The 17,945-nt window shown below is 72.6% G+C and carries 13 protein-coding genes; 7 read left to right on the forward strand and 6 right to left on the reverse strand.

Annotation, left to right across the window (positions count from 1 at the left end):
* Window positions 1-208: 208 nt before the first annotated feature.
* Window positions 209-892: a hypothetical protein gene (locus AB0K25_RS26535; RefSeq protein WP_219464328.1), complete on the reverse strand. Its 684-nt coding sequence runs from the start codon at window positions 890-892 to the stop codon at window positions 209-211.
* 70 nt (window positions 893-962) lie between these two features.
* Here AB0K25_RS26535 and AB0K25_RS26540 point away from each other — a divergent pair, with 70 nt between their 5' ends.
* The 3 genes from AB0K25_RS26540 to AB0K25_RS26550 all read left to right on the forward strand — a co-directional run bounded on the left by AB0K25_RS26540 (window position 963) and on the right by AB0K25_RS26550 (window position 5,442).
* Entirely contained in the window at window positions 963-3,581 is a 2,619-nt protein-coding gene (locus AB0K25_RS26540) for a valine--tRNA ligase (RefSeq protein WP_219464327.1), read from the forward strand.
* 92 nt (window positions 3,582-3,673) lie between these two features.
* Window positions 3,674-4,945 (forward strand): folylpolyglutamate synthase/dihydrofolate synthase family protein, encoded by a 1,272-nt coding sequence (locus AB0K25_RS26545; RefSeq protein WP_244253659.1) that lies wholly within the window; start codon window positions 3,674-3,676, stop codon window positions 4,943-4,945.
* Complete coding sequence (locus tag AB0K25_RS26550; protein ID WP_363823301.1) at window positions 4,942-5,442, forward strand: DUF4233 domain-containing protein; 501 nt, start codon at window positions 4,942-4,944, stop codon at window positions 5,440-5,442. Before AB0K25_RS26545 ends, AB0K25_RS26550 begins: the two co-directional genes overlap by 4 nt.
* A gap of 6 nt (window positions 5,443-5,448) precedes the next feature.
* On the opposite strand, the gene AB0K25_RS26555 is transcribed toward AB0K25_RS26550, so the two are convergent.
* Window positions 5,449-6,816, reverse strand: coding sequence for a VOC family protein (locus AB0K25_RS26555; protein WP_363823304.1), 1,368 nt, complete (start codon window positions 6,814-6,816; stop codon window positions 5,449-5,451).
* A 141-nt stretch (window positions 6,817-6,957) separates the two neighbouring features.
* On the opposite strand from AB0K25_RS26555, the gene ndk reads away from it, so the two are divergent.
* Window positions 6,958-7,383: a nucleoside-diphosphate kinase gene (ndk, locus tag AB0K25_RS26560; RefSeq protein WP_208570945.1), complete on the forward strand. Its 426-nt coding sequence runs from the start codon at window positions 6,958-6,960 to the stop codon at window positions 7,381-7,383.
* Between the two features lie 111 nt (window positions 7,384-7,494).
* Here ndk and AB0K25_RS26565 read toward each other — a convergent pair whose 3' ends face one another.
* Window positions 7,495-9,957 (reverse strand): glycogen debranching N-terminal domain-containing protein, encoded by a 2,463-nt coding sequence (locus AB0K25_RS26565; protein WP_363823307.1) that lies wholly within the window; start codon window positions 9,955-9,957, stop codon window positions 7,495-7,497.
* 121 nt (window positions 9,958-10,078) lie between these two features.
* Here AB0K25_RS26565 and AB0K25_RS26570 point away from each other — a divergent pair, with 121 nt between their 5' ends.
* Window positions 10,079-10,864 carry an alpha/beta fold hydrolase gene (locus AB0K25_RS26570; RefSeq protein ID WP_363823310.1) on the forward strand — a complete coding sequence of 262 codons (786 nt, stop codon included), beginning with the start codon at window positions 10,079-10,081 and terminating at the stop codon, window positions 10,862-10,864.
* Between the two features lie 101 nt (window positions 10,865-10,965).
* Here the strand turns inward: AB0K25_RS26570 and AB0K25_RS26575 are convergent, their stop codons facing one another.
* The 3 genes from AB0K25_RS26575 to AB0K25_RS26585 are packed head-to-tail and all read right to left on the reverse strand — an operon-like array spanning window position 10,966 to window position 13,580.
* The gene (locus AB0K25_RS26575; RefSeq protein ID WP_219464321.1) at window positions 10,966-11,754 is read right to left on the reverse strand and encodes an ABC transporter permease; all 789 of its coding nucleotides are present in this window, start codon (window positions 11,752-11,754) and stop codon (window positions 10,966-10,968) included.
* A 48-nt stretch (window positions 11,755-11,802) separates the two neighbouring features.
* Window positions 11,803-12,573: an ABC transporter permease gene (locus AB0K25_RS26580; protein WP_308290885.1), complete on the reverse strand. Its 771-nt coding sequence runs from the start codon at window positions 12,571-12,573 to the stop codon at window positions 11,803-11,805.
* Window positions 12,570-13,580 carry an ABC transporter ATP-binding protein gene (locus AB0K25_RS26585; protein WP_363823313.1) on the reverse strand — a complete coding sequence of 337 codons (1,011 nt, stop codon included), beginning with the start codon at window positions 13,578-13,580 and terminating at the stop codon, window positions 12,570-12,572. The genes AB0K25_RS26580 and AB0K25_RS26585 overlap by 4 nt, the downstream gene beginning before the upstream one ends.
* A gap of 319 nt (window positions 13,581-13,899) precedes the next feature.
* Here AB0K25_RS26585 and ileS point away from each other — a divergent pair, with 319 nt between their 5' ends.
* A complete protein-coding gene (ileS, locus tag AB0K25_RS26590) occupies window positions 13,900-17,046 on the forward strand; it encodes an isoleucine--tRNA ligase (RefSeq protein ID WP_357535731.1) in 3,147 nt (1,048 codons plus the stop codon).
* 151 nt (window positions 17,047-17,197) lie between these two features.
* A complete protein-coding gene (locus tag AB0K25_RS26595) occupies window positions 17,198-17,890 on the forward strand; it encodes a lysophospholipid acyltransferase family protein (protein ID WP_357535729.1) in 693 nt (230 codons plus the stop codon).
* The last annotated feature ends 55 nt before the right edge of the window (window positions 17,891-17,945 follow it).

The following is a 17,945-nucleotide window of genomic DNA, read 5'->3' on the forward strand; positions in this document are numbered from 1 at the left end:
GAGGGTGTGGGAGAGTAGGACACCGCCGGACAATCTTTGGTTGAGGCCGACCCTTCGGGGTCGGCCTCAACTGTTTTCACGCCCCGAACACGCCAAGCCACACCGTCAAACAGCGGGCCTCAGGTATGAGGTGCCGGGCGTTGGGTGTCGCCGTTTACTCGGGGGCTGACATTGCGGTATCCCAACCGGCCGGATACCACTACCTGTGTCAGCCTCGGGTCTGGATGGCGTCGCGGAGCTGGCGGAACAGGCCGGCCGACTCGTCGACCGGGCGATTGGCGAACATGCCCATCGCCACACTGCCGTGGTCCGCCCACCCGCAGATCGCGAAGTCCCCACCGTCGCCACTGGTGCGACCGCACTTCATCACGCCGCCGTACTTTCCAGCGGGCACCTCACGGACGTCGGTGACCCGGCCGGTCTCGTCGGCCATCAGCCGGAAGAGGCTGTCCAGGTCACGTTCCGGCTGCCAGAGCAGGGTGGTGCCGCCGAAGAACAGCACCGCCCGCTTCTCGTCGGCCGGGTCGCGGTAGACGGTACCGATGCTGCGGTCCAGGTCGATGTCGGCGGCGAATCCGCTGCGCAGGTAGTCGGCGGTGCTGCGGGCCCGTTCCGAGTCGTCGCGGGTCAGACCCGCCACCTGGTCGGGGGTGCCGAGACGGGCATCCTTCTCCCGGGCGATCCGCCAGCCGGCGGTGCCCAACGCGGCGGCACCGGCCAGGCCGACGACCAGGGCGACGGTCAGCGCGATCCGCCGGCGGCGGGACACCCGGCCCAGCGCCCGGGGGCTCCGCTCCGGGTCGTCGTTGCTCAACCGGATCGGCTCGTCGGTCAGCTCGACCGGTTCGGGACCCTCGATGAGCTGACGCTCGGTGAGATGTGCGTCGGACATGTTCGCCACCGTACGCGAATGACCGGTGGCGCACGTCGGGTCCGCCGAAGCGCTCCGTAGACTTTCGCAGGTGACCGAGAGACTGGATGCCCGACGCCCCGACGCCCCGACCCTTGCCGGCCAGTACCAGCCCGGCGAGGTAGAGCAGCGACGGTACGAGCAGTGGGTAGCCGCCGGCCACTTCCGGGCGTCGGCGCAGAGCGACAAGCCCCCCTTCACCATCGTCATCCCGCCACCGAACGTCACCGGTGTGCTGCACATGGGCCACGCCCTGGACCACACCGTCCAGGATTCCCTGGTGCGTCGCAAGCGGATGCAGGGGTACGAGGCGCTCTGGCTGCCCGGCATGGACCACGCCGGCATCGCCACCCAGAACGTGGTGGAGCGGCAACTCGCCGGCCAGGGGCTGTCCCGGCACGACCTGGGCCGGGAACAGTTCGTCGAGCGGGTCTGGCAGTGGAAGGCCGAGTCCGGGGGTGCGATCCTCGGCCAGATGCGCCGGCTCGGCGACTCGGTCGACTGGGACCGTGAGCGTTTCACCATGGACGAGGGCCTGTCCCGGGCCGTGCAGACCATGTTCAAGAAGCTCTACGACGACGGGCTGATCTACCGGGCCAACCGGATCATCAACTGGTGCCCGCGCTGCCTGACCGCGCTGTCCGACATCGAGGTGGAGCACACCGACGACGAGGGTGAGCTGGTCTCGATCCGGTACAGCGACGAGGTGGTGGTCGCCACCACCCGGGCCGAGACGATGCTCGGCGACACCGCCGTGGCCGTGCACCCCGACGACGAGCGCTACCGGCACCTGATCGGCACCACGGTGGAGGTGCCGTTGACCGGCCGGCACATCCCGATCGTCGCCGACGAGCACGTCGACCCGGCGTTCGGCACCGGCATGGTCAAGGTGACCCCGGCGCACGACCCCAACGACTTCGAGATCGGCCAGCGGCACGACCTGCCCGCCCTGACGATCATGGACGAGCGGGGCGTCATCACCGCCCCCGGCCCGTTCCAGGGCCTGGACCGGTACGAGGCCCGCCCGGCGATCGTCGCCGCGCTGCGCGAGCAGGGCCGGGTCGTGGCCGAGAAGCGGCCGTACGTGCACGCGGTGGGACACTGCTCCCGGTGTCGTACCACCGTCGAGCCGAGGCTGTCGTTGCAGTGGTTCGTCAACACCGCCCCGCTGGCCAAGGCGGCCGGCGACGCGGTACGCGACGGGCGGGTGAAGATCGAGCCGGCCGAGCTGGCCAAGCGCTACTTCGCCTGGGTCGACAACATGCACGACTGGTGCATCTCCCGGCAGCTCTGGTGGGGCCACCGCATCCCGGTCTGGTACGGCCCGGCCGGCGAGATCGTCTGCGTCGGCCCCGACGACACGCCCCCCACCGGCGAGGGCTGGCGGCAGGACGAGGACGTCCTGGACACCTGGTTCTCCAGCGGCCTGTGGCCGTTCTCCACCCTCGGCTGGCCGGAGCGCACCCCGGACCTGGCGAAGTTCTACCCGACGAACGTGCTGGTCACCGGCTACGACATCCTCTTCTTCTGGGTCGCCCGGATGATGATGTTCGGCCTGTACGCGATGGACGGCCGGCAGCCGTTCGACACGGTCGCCCTGCACGGCATGGTCCGCGACCAGCACGGCAAGAAGATGTCGAAGTCGTTCGGCAACGTGGTCGACCCGCTGGACTGGGTCGACCGGTACGGCGCCGACGCGACCCGCTTCACCCTGGCCCGGGGGGCGAACCCCGGCGGGGACGTGCCGGTCAGCGAGGAGTGGTGCCAGGGCTCCCGCAACTTCTGCAACAAGCTGTGGAACGCCACCCGGTTCGCGCTGCTCAACGGGGCGCACACCACCGGTGCGCTGCCGGCCGTCGACCAGCTCTCCACCGTCGACCGGTGGATCCTGTCCCGGCTGGCGCACGTCACCGCCGAGGTCGACGAGCAGTTCGAGGCGTACGAGTTCGCGAAGGTGTGCGACCTGCTGTACCACTTCGCCTGGGACGACGTCTGCGACTGGTACGTGGAGTTGGGCAAGCCGGTGCTCGCCGAGGGTGGGCCGGCCGCCGACACCACCCGCCGGGTGCTCGGGCACGTGCTGGACCAGCTGCTGCGGCTGCTGCACCCGGTGATCCCGTTCGTCACCGAGGAGTTGTGGACGGCGCTGACCGGGGGCGAGACGGTCATGACGGCGGCCTGGCCGACCGCCGACCGTACGCTGATGGACGACGCCGCGGAGCGCGAGGTCGGCACCGTCCAGCGGGTGGTGACCGAGATCCGGCGGTTCCGGTCCGACCAAGGGCTGCGGCCGACCCAGCGGGTGGCCGCCCGGCTGGACGGGCTCGGCGGGGCGGGGATCGCCGCGCACGAGCCGCTGATCCGTTCGCTGGCCCGGCTGGACGCCCCGGCCGACGACTTCCAGGCCAGCGCCACCCTCGCCATGCCCGGTGAGGTCAGCGTGGCGCTGGACACCCGGGGGTCGATCGACGTGGCCGCCGAGCGGGCCCGGCTCACCAAGGACCGTGCGGCGGCCGAGAAGGAGGTCGCGCAGGCCCGCGCGAAGCTCGACAACCCGGCGTTCGTCGGGAAGGCCCCCGAGCCGGTGGTCGCGAAGATCCGCGACCGGCTGGCGGTGGCCGAGGCCGACCTGATCCGCATCGACGCCGCTCTGGAGGCGCTTTCCTCGTGACCGACCGCACCGATCAGACCAGCCGGCCCGGGGCCGGGCGCGGCGAGTTCGCCGCCGTCGACGCCGAGCTGGCCGCGCGCGGGTTCACCCGGATGCATTTCGAGCTGGACCGCATCGAGATGCTGCTCGACCTGCTGGGCAGCCCGCAGCGGGCGTACCCGTCGATCCACCTCACCGGGACCAACGGCAAGACGTCCACGGCCCGGATGATCGACTCGTTGCTGCGGGCCTTCGGCCTGCACACCGGCCGCTACACCAGCCCGCACCTGGAGACCGTCCGGGAACGGATCAGCCTGGACGGGGAGCCGGTCGACGAGGAGCGCTTCGTCGCCACGTACCGCGAGGTGAAGCCGCTGGCCGACCTGGTCGACCAGCGGTCGGCCGAGCCGCTCACCTACTTCGACCTGACCACCGCGTTGGCCTTCGCCACGTTCGCCGACGCGCCGGTCGACGTGGCGGTGGTGGAGGTGGGGCTGGGCGGCGCCGAGGACGCCACCAACGTGCTCCAGGCCGGGGTGGCGGTGCTCACCCCGATCGGGCTCGACCACACCGAGTGGCTGGGCGACACGCTGGAGGACATCGCCCTGCACAAGGCCGGCATCATCCACTCCGGCGCGACGGTCATCGCCGCCGCGCAGGAGGAGGAGGCGGCCCGGCCCATCCTGGAACGGTGTGCCGAGGTCGGTGCCACGGTCGCCCGGGAGGGCGCGGAGTTCGGGGTGCTGCGCCGGGCGGTCGCCGTCGGCGGCCAGGTGCTGACCATCCAGGGCCTCGGCGGGGTGTACGACGAGGTGTTCCTCCCGCTGCACGGGGCGCACCAGGCGCAGAACGCGGCGGTGGCGCTGGCCGCCGTCGAGGCGTTCCTCGGGGCCGGGGCGAAGCGGCAGCTGGACATCGAGGCCGTCCGGGAGGGTTTCGCCGCCACCAGCTCCCCGGGCCGGCTGGAGAAGGTGCGCAACGCCCCGACGGTGCTGCTGGACGGGGCGCACAACCCGCACGGGATGGCCGCCACGGTCACCGCGCTGCAGGAGGAGTTCGCGTTCAGCAAGCTGGTCGGGGTGCTCGCCGTGCTCGGCGACAAGGACGCCGCCGGGCTGCTGGAGCTGCTGGAACCGGTGCTCGACTCGCTCGTCGTCACCCGCAACAGCTCGCCCCGGGCGATGCCCGCCGAGGAGCTGGCCGAGCTGGCCACCGAGGTCTTCGGCCCGGACCGGGTGCAGGTGGCCGACGAGATGCCGGACGCCATCGAGGCGGCCGTCGCCGAGGCCGAGTACGACGTCCCCGGCGAGTTGTCCGGGGTGGGGGTGCTGGTCACCGGTTCGGTGGTGACGGTGGCCGACGCCCGACGGCTGCTCAAGCGATGACCGGGCCGACCCCGGACCGCCCGGGCCCGGTCAGCCCCGCCGACCGCCCGGACCCGACCCACGCCGCCCCGTCCGGGAGCGCCGGACCGTCGAAGGACGCCGGACCGACCGGGAGCGCCGGGCCAGCGCAGGAGGCCGGATCGGCGGGGGCGACCGGGCGGCGTTCCGGGCTGCGCAACCCCGAGGCGGCGGTACGGGGCCTCGGGGCCGGGACGCTCGGCCTGGAGGCGCTGGTCCTGCTGCTGGCGATCCAGCCGATCCGGGTGGTCGGCGGGCACTTCGGTGGGGCGGCGATCGCGGCCACCGTGGCGCTGGCCGTCGCGGCGGTGCTGCTGGCCGGCCTGATGCGCCGCCGGTGGGCCTGGTCGGCGGGCACCGTGCTCCAGGGGCTGCTGCTGCTCGCCGGCCTGCTGCACTGGTCGCTGTTCGGGCTCGGGGTCATCTTCGCCCTGGTGTGGGCGTACGCGTTGCACGTGCGCCGGGTCATCCTCGGCTGACCGGGGTCAGGCGTCGGCGCGTTCCCGCCACTGGGTCAGCGCGATGCCGTGCCCGTCGGGATCGCGGAACGCCGCTGCCCACACCTCCACCCGGGAGCCACGGTTGACCACCCGGGGGGCGTAGGTGAACCGCAGGCCGGAGTCCTTGAGCCGCCGGTAGGCCGCTTCGATGTCGTCGACCTCCAGGTTGACGTGGACCAGCCGACGGCTCATCGGGGCCGCCCCGGTCACCTCACGCAACACCAGGCGGGTCGCCCCGGAGGCGAGGACGGCGTTGCCGGAGCCCCGGTCGAACTCCTCGAACCCGAGCACGTCGCGGTAGAACTCCAACGACCGGGACAGGTCGGTGACCAGCAGGGTCAACCCGACGCCACTGATCGGGGCGGCCAGTTCCTCGGGCTCGGCGGGTGCGGCCGTCGGGTCGTACCCGAAGATCGCCTCGTCGAGTTCCGGGTCGAGCCGCCCCTCGGTGGCGGCGGGGGCGTCCAGCGGCACGTCGACCGGGTCGAGGATCGGCTCGTCGAACCGCTCCTCGGCGGGCGGGCGGGGGGCGGGGGCGGCCGTCGCCGTGGCCCGCCGGGGCAGTGGGCCCGTCGTCGACTGTTCGACCACGGTGCCCTCCAGCACCACCGGGCGGCCGGGCCGCTGGTGCACCACCACCGGCTCCCGCTCGTCGGTGAGCACCTCGACGTCGTCGCGCAGCGGCTCGGCCCGGGCCGGCTCCTGGTGGGGCGACGTCGACCGCGGCGGGTCGTCCGGCGACGCGTCGTCGGGCAGGGGGCCGACGGACGGGGGGTCGCGCAGGTCGTCACGGAACTCGTCGCGGAAGTCGTCGTCGGCCGTGCGGCCGGCCCACGGTGGGGCCTCCTGCTGGATCAGCATGTCGTCGAGCGGCTCGGCCCCGGCGTACTCCGGGGGAAGGTCGGCCATGGTCATGGTCGACTCGGTGTGGGTCGGCACCTCGTCCCAGAGGACCCGGATGTGCCGCTGGTCGTCCAGGGCCACCCGGATCGGCAGGGTCTGCCCCAACGACGGCCACTTCGCCACCGGCACCCGGGGCTCGATGATCTTCTTGGACCGGGGCGGCATACCCGGGGCGTCGATCACCAACTGGAGTTCGCACCGGCCGAAGGCGTACTGGGTCGGTGGTTCGGAGGCGCTGTGCACGTGGCCGACGCCGACCACCCAGGTGCGTCCGCCCCCGCGCACGGTGCCCAGGGCCACGGCGAGCACCACCAGGGCCACGCCCAGCGCGACGATGGCCCAGCTGGTCATGCCCAGCCCGAACAGGACGACGAAGGTGGCCACGGTGCCGAGCACCGCGGCGATCAGCTTGCGTACCGGCGCGATGGTGCGGTTCCCGCCATTCGCCACAGTGGACCTCCCAGGGGTCAGAGCCAGGCTAGGCCCGACGGCGACCGAGGGAAAGAGCAGCCGCCGTGCCGGTACCGCAACCGGGTCGCTAGGCTGACCGTACCCAGCCGAACCGCCTTGTGCGCACAGGAGGAACCCAGCGTGTCCAGCAGCAGCGCGGATGAGCGCACCCTCGTACTGATCAAGCCCGACGCGGTGCGCCGTGGCCTGGTCGGCGAGATCATCTCCCGCTTCGAGCGCAAGGGCCTGCGGATCGACGCGCTGGAGACCCGGACCCTGGACGGCGGATTCGCCGACCAGCACTACGCCGAGCACGTGGACAAGCCGTTCTATCCGCCGCTGAAGACGTTCATGACCAGCGGTCCGCTGGTGTCGCTGGTGCTCTCCGGCGACCAGGTGATCGAGGTGGTCCGCGCGATGATCGGCAGCACCGACGGTCGCAAGGCCGCCGCCGGCACGATCCGGGGTGACCTGTCGCTGTCCAACCGGGAGAACCTCGTGCACGCCTCGGACTCCACCGACAGCGCCAAGCGCGAGATCGCCCTGTGGTTCCCCACCCTCGGCTGATCCTGCGCTGACGGCGGGTCACCCGTAGGGTTGCCCGGCCACCCCCGGCCGGCAGGACGGGCCGTGGGCCGGGGACGGCAGCTCGGGGTGGGCCCACCGCCCCACCCCGCGCTAGGGCGTGGGGCGGTCGCGGAACGGGCGGCCCCGGCCGAGGGCGTCGGCGTAGCCCCAGCGGCCCCTGATGTCGAGCAGTTCGATCTGCCCCAGCTCCTCCGGCATCGCGGCGTCGACGGCGAGATGGTCCTCGTACGGTTCGAGCCCGAGCAGCGTGCGCAGCAGCAACAGGGGCGCCCCGGCCGAGGGGGCGTACGGGCTGTCGGTGAAGCCGTGCGGGACGGGAACGTGGGTGGTGGCCCGGTCGTAGCCGGTGAGGTAGGCCGGCAGTCGACCCTGGAAGTGCCGGGCGGCGTCGAGCAGCCCGGTGGCGATCCGGGCGGCCTCGGCCCGGAACCCGGCCCGGCGCAGCCCCCAGGCGATCAGCGAGTTCTCCCAGGGCCAGACCGCGCCGGTGTGGTGGCCGAGCGGGTTGTAGTCGGCTGCCGTGCTGGCCAGGGTGCGGATGCCCCAACCGGAGTAGAGCGCCGGGGAGAACAGGTGCGCCACCATCTGCTCGGCTCGGTGGGCCGCGACGATGCCGGTGCAGAGCAGCTGCCCCATGTTGGAGGTGAGCGAGTCCAGCGGGGTGCCGTCGAGTTGCACCGCCACCGCGTAGTGGCCACGCTCGGGTAACCAGAAGTCCCGGTCGAACCGCTCCCGCAGCCGGGCGGCGTCGCGTTCCCGCTGGTCGGCCCAGCCCGGGTCGCCCCAGAAGCGGCGGGCCATCCGGGCGGCCCGGCGGCGGGCCTCGTAGGCGTACCCCTGGATCTCGCAGATCGCCAGGGGGTAGGTGGGCGGGCGGCCGTCGTGGAAGCAGATCGCGTCGGCGGAGTTGCGCCAGCTCTCGTTCTGCGGACCGGTACGGGTCGGGCGTCGGGTGGACCAGACGTAGCCGCTGCCGGGCGGGTCCGCGTCGGAGTCGAGCCAGCCGATGGCGGCCCGGGCCTCGAACTCGAACCGGCGGACCAGTTCCGCGTCGCCGGTCCAGCGTTCGTACTCGTCGAGCAGGATGACGAAGGCGGCGGTGGTGTCGACCGCGCTGAAGCTGGCGGCCTCCGGGGTGTCGTTGAACGCGCCGGAGTCGCCGTACCGGCTCTCCTGGACGATCTTGCCGGGTTGCTCGCCCCGGAACGGGTCCTGCCGCACACCCTGGCTCAGCGCCAGGATGCGCAGCGTGTTGACGGCCCGTTCGGGCATGAAGGGCAGCGCCTGGAAGCTGCTGATCAGGCTCTCCCGGCCGAGTAGCGCCATCGACCAGGGCAGCCCGGTGGCGGGCAGCGCGGTCTGGAAGTTCAGCCCCGGGTAGTGCAGCGCGGCGAGGTCCCGGATGCCGTACTCGTACGCCTGCTGCAACGGTTTGTGGTCGGCGCGCAGCCGGGGCACCCCGGCGGTGCGGGCGGCGATGTCCCGGCCCCGCTGGTGTTCGCTGCGCCCCACCGAGCTGGTCAGTCGTTCCCGCAGGTCGCGGCGGTGCAGGTCGCGCAGGAGGGCCAGCACCCGTAGCCGGGTGGACCAGGTGCCGTGCGGCGCGACGGTGATCGTCCAGGTCAGGCCGTGGTCGTCGAGCTCGGCCGGCGTGCTGGAGGTGATCACGGTCTCCCGGTGCAGGCTGCCCCGCCGGTGGTGCAGCCGCAGCGCGTCGTCGGCGATGGTCGCGGTCACCGGCCGGGCCCGGCGGAAGCCGTCGCGGACCTCCAGCACCTCGGTGAAGTCCGCGCCCGCGTCGAGCCGGACGACGTACCGCACCGGTTCCGGTGCGTAGTTGAACAGCACGATCTCCTCTTCGAACTCCGGGCCCACCCAGCGGTGGCGCAGCACGGAGGTGGTGGCGTTGACGTAGTGGGTGGGTTCCCCGGGGACCAGCCCGAACTTGGCCTCGTAGGTGGCGACGTCGTCGACGGAGAGCACCGAGAGGGTCTCCGCGTTGACCGTCAGCCGCCAGGTCGACAGGAACCGGGTGTCGAAGGAGAACAACCCGAGCGGGGTGTTCGGGGCGCTGAGCACGTCACCGTTCCGGGCGCTGATCATGAAGATGTTGCCGGCGAAGACGCTGCTGACCTCGTGCAGCCCGATGAGGCTGGGGGTGGTGTGCCGGACCAGTTCGGCGGCCGGCCCCGTGCCGGTGCTGTCGGCGTCGACCGGCAGCAGCCGCCGGAAGGTGAACAGCAGCGCCAGGTCGCCGGCGACCGAGACGTCACCACGCAGCAGCATCGCCACCAGGTTGTCCCGGCCGGCCAGCAACCGGGTGAACGCCTCCGGCCGGACCTCCACCGTGCAGTCGGGGTCGTCCCCGTGCCGGGTCACCCGGGTGTGCCCGTCATCGAGCCGGACGAACCAGGCGGCGGTCCCGCCGTCCTCGGCGACGATCTCGAAGCGGAGCAGCCCGGTGGGGGCGGCGGGCAACCGTCCCCGGCCGTTCGCGGCCAGGTCGGCGAAGAACTCCTCGATCCGCCCGTCCACCGCCCGCTCCCGTCCCACGCCGGCACACCGGCGAAAAGGTCCAGGTGTGCCAAAAGGAACAATACGCCGCGCCGGACGCGGCCGGGCGCGCTTAAGTGGAAGAACGCCACTACGCTGCGCAAACTCCGGGGAGGACTCGATGACGGACAGGCAGACGGCCGCCGGGATGCGGTACCGGACGTACGGGCACGGCGGGCGGGGCACCTTCCTGCTGGTGCACGGCTGGTGCTGCGACCACGACTTCATGGCGCCCCTGGCCCGGCACCTGGCCGACCGGCAGGCCCGGGTGATCGCCGTCGACATGCCCGGCCACGGGGCCAGTCCACCCCCGACCGACGGTTACGGTGTCCCCGAGCTGGCCGGCCACCTGCGGGCCTTCGCCCACGCCCTCGACCTGCGCCGGGTCTTCGTGATCGGGCACAGCCTGGGCGGCGTCTGGTCGCTGGTGGCCGCCGCCGGTGACCGGGACCGGTTCACCGGGCTGGGGCTGCTCGACTCGGCGGTGGCCGGGCCACCCGGGGCCGCCGCCGCGATCGCCCAGGTGGCGGCCTCGCTGCGGGACGACACCTCCGGCGCGGTCCGGGAGTCGATCGTCAGGTCGTACTTCCCGGCGTATTCCGACCCGCGTCTGGTGGAGCGGGTGGTGGCGGCCATGGCCCGACCCTCGACCGAGGTCGCGTACGCGCCGATCGCCGGACTGGCCGACTGGATCGCCACCGACGGGGACGTGGCCGCCCTGCACCGGTGGGACCGCCCGCTGCTCTTCGTGGGCAGCAACGCCCCGTTCGCCGACTACGCCCGGCTGGCCCAGCTCGCGCCGCAGGCGTTCATCGGGCAGACGGTGGGCTCCGGACACTTCGTCCAGCTCCAGGTGCCGGCCCAGGTCGACGCGATGCTCGACCGCTACCTGGAGGTCACCGGCTGAGCCGCGGCCCGGCCCGGGCCGGCGGGGTGGCGGTCGCGCCCGCCCGCCCCGCCGACCGCCCGCGCGGTGGGGCCGGCCCGGGCGGGCGGCCGGCCCGGGGCTCAGAGGGTGTCGAGCGAGGCGCGACGACGGGACTCCGCCTCGAACACCCGCAGCAGCCCGGCCGCCAGCACGGCGTAGCCGACCCCGACGGCCAGCTCCGCACCGATCGCCGGCAGGACGTCGACCAGCGGGACGCCGCCGGCCAGCCGTCGGGCCGCGTCGGCGGCATGGGTGATCGGCAGCACCGCGCCGACCGCGCGGATGCCCGCAGGCAGGGCGTCGGCCGGCACGTTCACCCCGGTGAACAGCAGCAGCAACGCCACCGCCACGTTGGAGATCAGGAAGACGTCCCGGAACCGCAACCCCAACGCCCCCAGGGTCAGCCCGAAGAAACCACAGGCCAGCGAGGCCGTCGCCAGGGCCAGCAGCAGGCCGGGCAGGGCGGTGGGCGGGATCCGCAGGCCGAGCAGGAGCGCGGCCACGGTGAGCGTGCTCGCCGCGATCAGCAGGCCGTTGCCGGCGTACGGCAGCACCCGGCCGAGGAAGATGGCGGTGCGGCTGCGCGGGGAGAGCAGCACGTGCCCGAGGGTGCCGAAGCGCCGCTCGTTGGCCACCGCCATGGTGCCGCCGAAGACACAGGCCAGTGCGGCGGTGAGCACCGCGTTGCCGACGATGTAGAACCGGTCGTCGGCGACCCCGAACTCGCGCCCCAGGTAGGCGAAGAAGAAGAGCTGGAACAGCGGGCCCACCAGCAGGGTGCCCACGAAGATCGACGGGGTGGTCCAGTTGAACAGGGCCCGGTAGGCGATCACCCCACCGACGCCGACGAGCCGGAACAGCGCGCTCACCGGGGACCTCCGTCGGCCGGTCGGGACGGGACTGGCACCGGTGCCTCCTCAGGACAGGGCCAGGGTCGCGGTGACCCGGGCCCGGCGCTCGACGTACGTCATCAACACCCAGCCGGCGGCCAGGCAGGCCAGGCTGATCGCCAGGCAGACGGCCAGCGCCGGCCAGACCGGCCCGCCGGACGCGGCCTCGTGCACGGCGCGGGCGCCCCAGGTGGTCGGGAGCACCGCGGCGACCGGCCCGGTCCAGCCGGGCAGCGCGGTGACCGGCACGAGCATCCCGGAGACCAGCCAGATCGGGTACTCCAGCATGTTGGCCAGCGCGTTGGCGTGCCGCAGCAGCACGAAGCTGGAAGCCAGCAGCAGCCCGAACATGCCCAGCCCGGCGATGCAACCGGCCACCGCCACCGGGAAGGCCACCGGGTGGGCGAAGTCGAGCGGGATGCCGTAGAGCAACCGGCCCCAGGCCAGCGTGGCGAGCATCGCGTACGTGCCGGTGATGCCGGTGGCCAGGGTGACCGGCAGCAGCACCAGCGCGGGCGACCGGGGCGCCAGCATGATCATTTCCAGGGTGCCCTGCCAACGCTGGTTCTGGATCGCCCCGCCGGAGCCGAACAGCACCGTCGACCAGACCCCCATCAGCCCCGCGCCGACCGCCGCCTCCAGCAGCCGGTCCGGCTCACCGCCGGCCCGGAACAGATAGACCGCCAGGGTCGCCTGCACCACCGGGACGAACAACGCGATGGCGATCTCGAACGGGGAGCGGCTGAGCTGCTTGACGTGCAGCAGCGCACCGACCGCGATCATCCGCAGGGTGCTCACGCCGGCACCGGCCCGGCCACCGGCGTCGGCTCCGCCGCCCGGTTGACGATCGCCACGTACGCGTCCTCCAGGGTGGGCTGCCGGGCGGTCACCCGGCCCAGCCGTACCCCGTCCAGCTCCCGCAGCACGTCGGCCTGCACGTCCACCCCCGCGTCGGACTGCACCCCGAGGACCTGCGCCGCCCCGTGCACCGCCAGGCTGACCTCGCGTACGCCGGGCCGGGCCCGGATGGCGGCCAGCTGCCCGTCGGTCACCCCGTACGCCTGCACCTCCAGCACCCGCCGGCCGTCGGCGTGGTGGCGCAGCTCGGCGGGGGTGCCCAGGGCCTGGATCTGACCGCCCGCGATCACCGCGATCCGACCGCACAACTCGTCGGCCTCGGCCATGTAGTGCGTGGTCAGCAGCACGGTGGTGCCGGTGGCGGCCAGGTCGGCGACGGTCTGCCGCAGCTCCCGGGCGGCCACCGGGTCGACCCCGATCGACGGCTCGTCGAGGAACAGCACCCGGGGCCGGTGCAGCAGCCCCCGGGCGATGTGCAGCCGCTGGCGCATCCCCCGGGAGTAGCCCTCGACCCGGTCGTCCTCCCGGCCGGTCAACCGGACCAGCTCGAACAGCTCGGCGATCCGACGCTTCTGCTCCCGGCCCGGTACGCCGTACAGCTCGGCGAAGTAGCGCAGGTTGTCCCGGGCGGAGAGCCGGTCGTAGAGGCCCCGGTCGCCGCCGAAGACGTACCCGATGCGGCGGCGCACCTCCCGGGTCTGCCGGACCACGTCGAAGCCGCAGATCCGGGCCTCGCCCCCGGTCGGGATGAGCAGGGTGTTGAGCAGCTTGATGGTGGTGGTCTTGCCGGCGCCGTTCGGGCCGAGCAGGCCGAACAGTTCACCGTGGCCCACCGTGAGGTCGACCCCGGCGACGGCGTGCACCTCCCGACGCTGCGGTCGTAGCCATCCGGTCCGGCTGCGGTAGCTGCGGTGCAGCCCCACCGCCTCGATCGCGTGCTCACCCATGGCCGCGAATCTATGGGTCGGGCCGGTGACCCGCACACCCATTACTCGGCGGCGGCGACCCGGACAGGTCGAGTATCCTTACCGGCACAGGCGACGACCCGGCCATCACCGGTGAGCCTCCGGAAGAAAGGGCCCGACGGGCCCGACTAGAACCGGACGGGGCGGCCCGTCACAGCCGGCCAACGAGCGGGCGGTCGATCCTGACCGTCAAGCGGGGTGGTACCGCGGGCCCGGCCCGGGGCGTCGACCACGGCGTACCGGAGCAGGCTCGTCCTCGCAGACCACGACTGAGTGAGCTGCCAGAGGAGAGCGACCCCCGATGGGCTATCCGTTGCACGACCCGACCGCCGCCGGCGTCCCGGCGAGCCCGGACCTGCCCGCGGTCGAACGCCGCGTCCTGGAGCACTGGACCGCCGACCGGACCTTCGAGGCGTCGGTGACGGCCCGGCCGGCCGGCGACGACGGCAAGAACGAGTACGTCTTCTACGACGGCCCGCCGTTCGCCAACGGCCTGCCGCACTACGGCCACCTGTTCACCGGGTACGTCAAGGACGTGGTGCCGCGTTACCAGACGATGCGCGGCCGGCACGTCGAGCGGCGCTTCGGCTGGGACTGTCACGGCCTGCCCGCCGAGGTGGTGGCCGAGAAGCAGCTCGGTATCACCAGCAAGGCGGAGATCCTCGACCTCGGGGTGGCCCGGTTCAACGACGCGTGCCGATCCTCGGTGCTGGAGTTCACCCAGGACTGGGAGCGGTACATCAACCGGCAGGCCCGCTGGGTCGACTTCACCAACGACTACAAGACCCTCGACCTGGACTACATGGAAAGCGTCATGTGGGCCTTCCGGACCCTGCACGACAAGGGCCTGATCTACGAGGGCTTCCGGGTGCTGGCGTACTGCTGGCGGTGCGAGACGCCGCTGTCGAACACCGAGACCCGGATGGACGACGTCTACCGCGACCGGCACGACCCGACGCTGACCGTGTGGTTCGGGCTGACCGCCGACGAGTCCGCCCCGGAGCTGCTGCGCGGGCCGGTCAGGCTGGGCGTCTGGACCACCACCCCGTGGACCCTGCCGTCCAACCTCGCGCTCGCCGTCGGCCCCGACATCGAGTACGCGGTGCTCGACCGCGACGGGGAACGGTTCGTCGTCGGCGCCGCCCGGCTCGGCGCGTACGCCAAGGAGCTGGAGGGCTACCAGCAGGTCGGCACCGTGTACGGCCGGGACCTGGTCGGACGCCGCTACACCCCGCTCTACGACTTCCTCGTCGAGCAGGCCGGCGAGCACGCCTACCAGGTGCTCGGCGCGGAGTTCGTCACCACCGAGGACGGCACCGGGATCGTCCACCTGGCCCCCGCGTTCGGCGAGGACGACCAGAACGTCTGCAACGCCGCCGGCATCCCCACCGTCGTCACCGTCGACGACCACACCCGGTTCACCGCGCTGGTCCCGCCGTATGAGGGCGAGCAGGTCTTCGACGTCAACAAGCCGGTGATCCGGGAGCTGAAGGAGCGGGGGGTGGTGCTGCGGCAGGACACCTACACCCACTCGTACCCGCACTGCTGGCGCTGCGACACCCCGCTGGTCTACAAGGCGGTGTCGTCGTGGTTCGTCGCGGTGACGCAGTTCCGGGACCGGATGGTGGAGCTGAACCAGCAGATCAACTGGACGCCGGGTCACATCAAGGACGGCTCGTTCGGCAAGTGGCTGGCCAACGCCCGGGACTGGTCGATCAGCCGCAACCGGTTCTGGGGCTCGCCGATCCCGGTGTGGAAGTCCGACGACCCGACCTACCCCCGGGTCGACGTCTACGGTTCGCTGGCCGACATCGAACGGGACTTCGGGGTACGCCTGACCGACCTGCACCGGCCGGCGGTGGACGACCTGACCCGGCCCAACCCGGACGACCCGACCGGCCGGTCGACGATGCGCCGGGTGCCGGAGGTGCTGGACTGCTGGTTCGAGTCCGGGTCGATGCCGTTCGCCCAGGTGCACTACCCGTTCGAGAACGCGGACTGGTTCGAGCACCACTACCCGGGCGACTTCATCGTCGAGTACATCGGGCAGACCCGGGGCTGGTTCTACACCATGCACGTGCTGGCCACCGCGCTGTTCGACAGGCCGGCGTTCCGCAACTGCCTCAGCCACGGCATCCTGCTCGGCTCCGACGGGCGCAAGATGTCCAAGAGCCTGCGCAACTACCCGGACGTCTACCACGTCTTCGACGCGTACGGCTCGGACGCGATGCGCTGGATGCTGATGTCCTCGCCGGTGCTGCGCGGCGGCGACATGGCGGTCACCGAACCGGCGATCCGCGACGCCGTCCGGCAGGTGCTGCTGCCGCTGTGGAACGTCTGGTACTTCTTCTCGCTCTACGCCAACGCCGCCGGGCACACCGCCCGGCGGCGGGTGGACAGCACGCACCTGCTCGACCGGTACGTGCTGGCCAAGACCCGGGAACTGGTCGAGACGACCGGCGCGCAGATGGACGCGTACGACATCTCCGGGGCGTGCGGCACCGTCCGGTCCTACCTCGACGCGCTGACCAACTGGTACGTGCGGCGATCCCGGGACCGGTTCTGGTCCGGCGACGCCGACGCGTTCGACACCCTGTGGACCGTGCTGGAGACGCTCTGCCGCGTGGTGGCGCCGCTGGCCCCGCTGACCGCCGAGGAGATCTGGCGCGGGCTGACCGGCGAGCGGTCGGTGCACCTGACCGACTGGCCGTCGGCGCAGGACCTGCCCGCCGACCACGACCTGGTCGCGGCGATGGACGCCACCCGGGACGTCTGCTCGGCGGCGCTGTCGCTGCGCAAGGCCAAGGGGCTGCGGGTCCGGCTGCCGCTGCCGAAGCTGACCGTGGCCTCCCCGGCCGCCGACCAGTTGCGGCCGTTCGCCGACCTGGTCGCCGACGAGGTCAACGTCAAGGAGGTGGAGTTCTCGGCGGAGGTCGCCAGCTACTGCCAGCAGGTGCTGACGGTGGTGCCCCGGGCGCTCGGCCCCCGCGTCGGCAAGCAGGTGCAGCAGGTGATCAGGGCGGTCAAGGCGGGGGAGTGGGAGCTGCACGACGGCGCCCCCGTCGCCGCCGGGGTCACCCTCGCCGAGGGTGAGTACGAGCTGCGCCTGGTCGCCGCCGACGCCGAGCACTCCGCGCCGCTGCCCGGTGGTGAGGGCGTGGTGGTGCTCGACACCGAGGTCACCCCGGAGTTGGCCGCCGAGGGGCTGGCCCGGGACGTGGTCCGGGTCGTGCAGCAGGCCCGCCGGGACGCCGACCTGGACATCTCCGACCGGATCGTGGTGTCGGTGTCGGCCTCCGAGCAGGTGCGGGCGGCGGTGTCGGCGTACACCGGGTTCGTGGCCCGGGAGGTGCTCGCCGACACGGTGGACTTCGCCGACGGCCTGGCCGGTTTCACCGGTGAGGTCGGCGACGGCGAGCGGGTGACGGTGACCGTCCGCCCGGTGTGAGGTCGTCGGTGGGGTCCCGGCCCGACGGGTCGGGACCCCACCGACCACCCGCGCCATCCAGCAGGCGGACGCGCGTGCACCCGTTGGGTCGCGGGGGCGTCCGTCCGCTACCGTGACACCGCCTGTTCACCGTACGACCGCCGGAGGACCCGTGCCGCTGCTCTACACCATCGGCAAGCTCACCGTGGGACCCGCGATGCGGCTGGCCTTCCGCCCGGCCGTCGAGGGACTGGAGCACATTCCGGCGAGCGGTGGCGCGATCTTCGCGGGCAACCACCTCTCCGTCGCCGACGAGCTGCTGCTCGGCACCGTAGTCCCCCGGCACCTCGCCTTCTGGGCCAAGTCGGAGTACTTCACCGGGACCGGCCCGAAGGGCGCGCTGTCCAAGTTCGTGCTCACCGGCCTGGGGGCCATCCCGGTCGAGCGGGCCGGTGGCCGGGCCGCGCTGTCCGCGTTCGACGCGGCCATCCCCGCGCTGCGCTCCGGTGACCTGGTCGCCGTCTATCCCGAGGGGACCCGGTCGCCCGACGGCCGGCTCTACCGGGGACGGACCGGCACCGCCCGGCTGGCCGTGGCGGCCGGGGTGCCGGTGATCCCGGTCGGGGTGACCGGCACCGACAAGGTCCAGCCGATCGGCACCCGCATCCCCCGCCCCGGCAAGGCGAAGATCGTCATCCGGTTCGGCAAGCCGCTGGACTTCACCGGCCGCGCCGACGACCGCACCTCACTGCGGGAGATGACCGACGAGCTGATGGCCGAGATCCAGAAACTCACCGGTCAGGAGTACGTCCCCCGCTACGCCCCCCGCCGGGCCGAGCCCACCCCGGGCGAGACCCCGGCCTGACCACCCCCGGTCTGCGGGGTTCTGCGCACCCGACCCGAGCTGACCTCGCAGGGCC

Origin of the sequence: Micromonospora sp. NPDC049257, assembly GCF_040678915.1 — a bacterium.
GTDB classification, from domain to species: domain Bacteria; phylum Actinomycetota; class Actinomycetes; order Mycobacteriales; family Micromonosporaceae; genus Micromonospora; species Micromonospora antibiotica.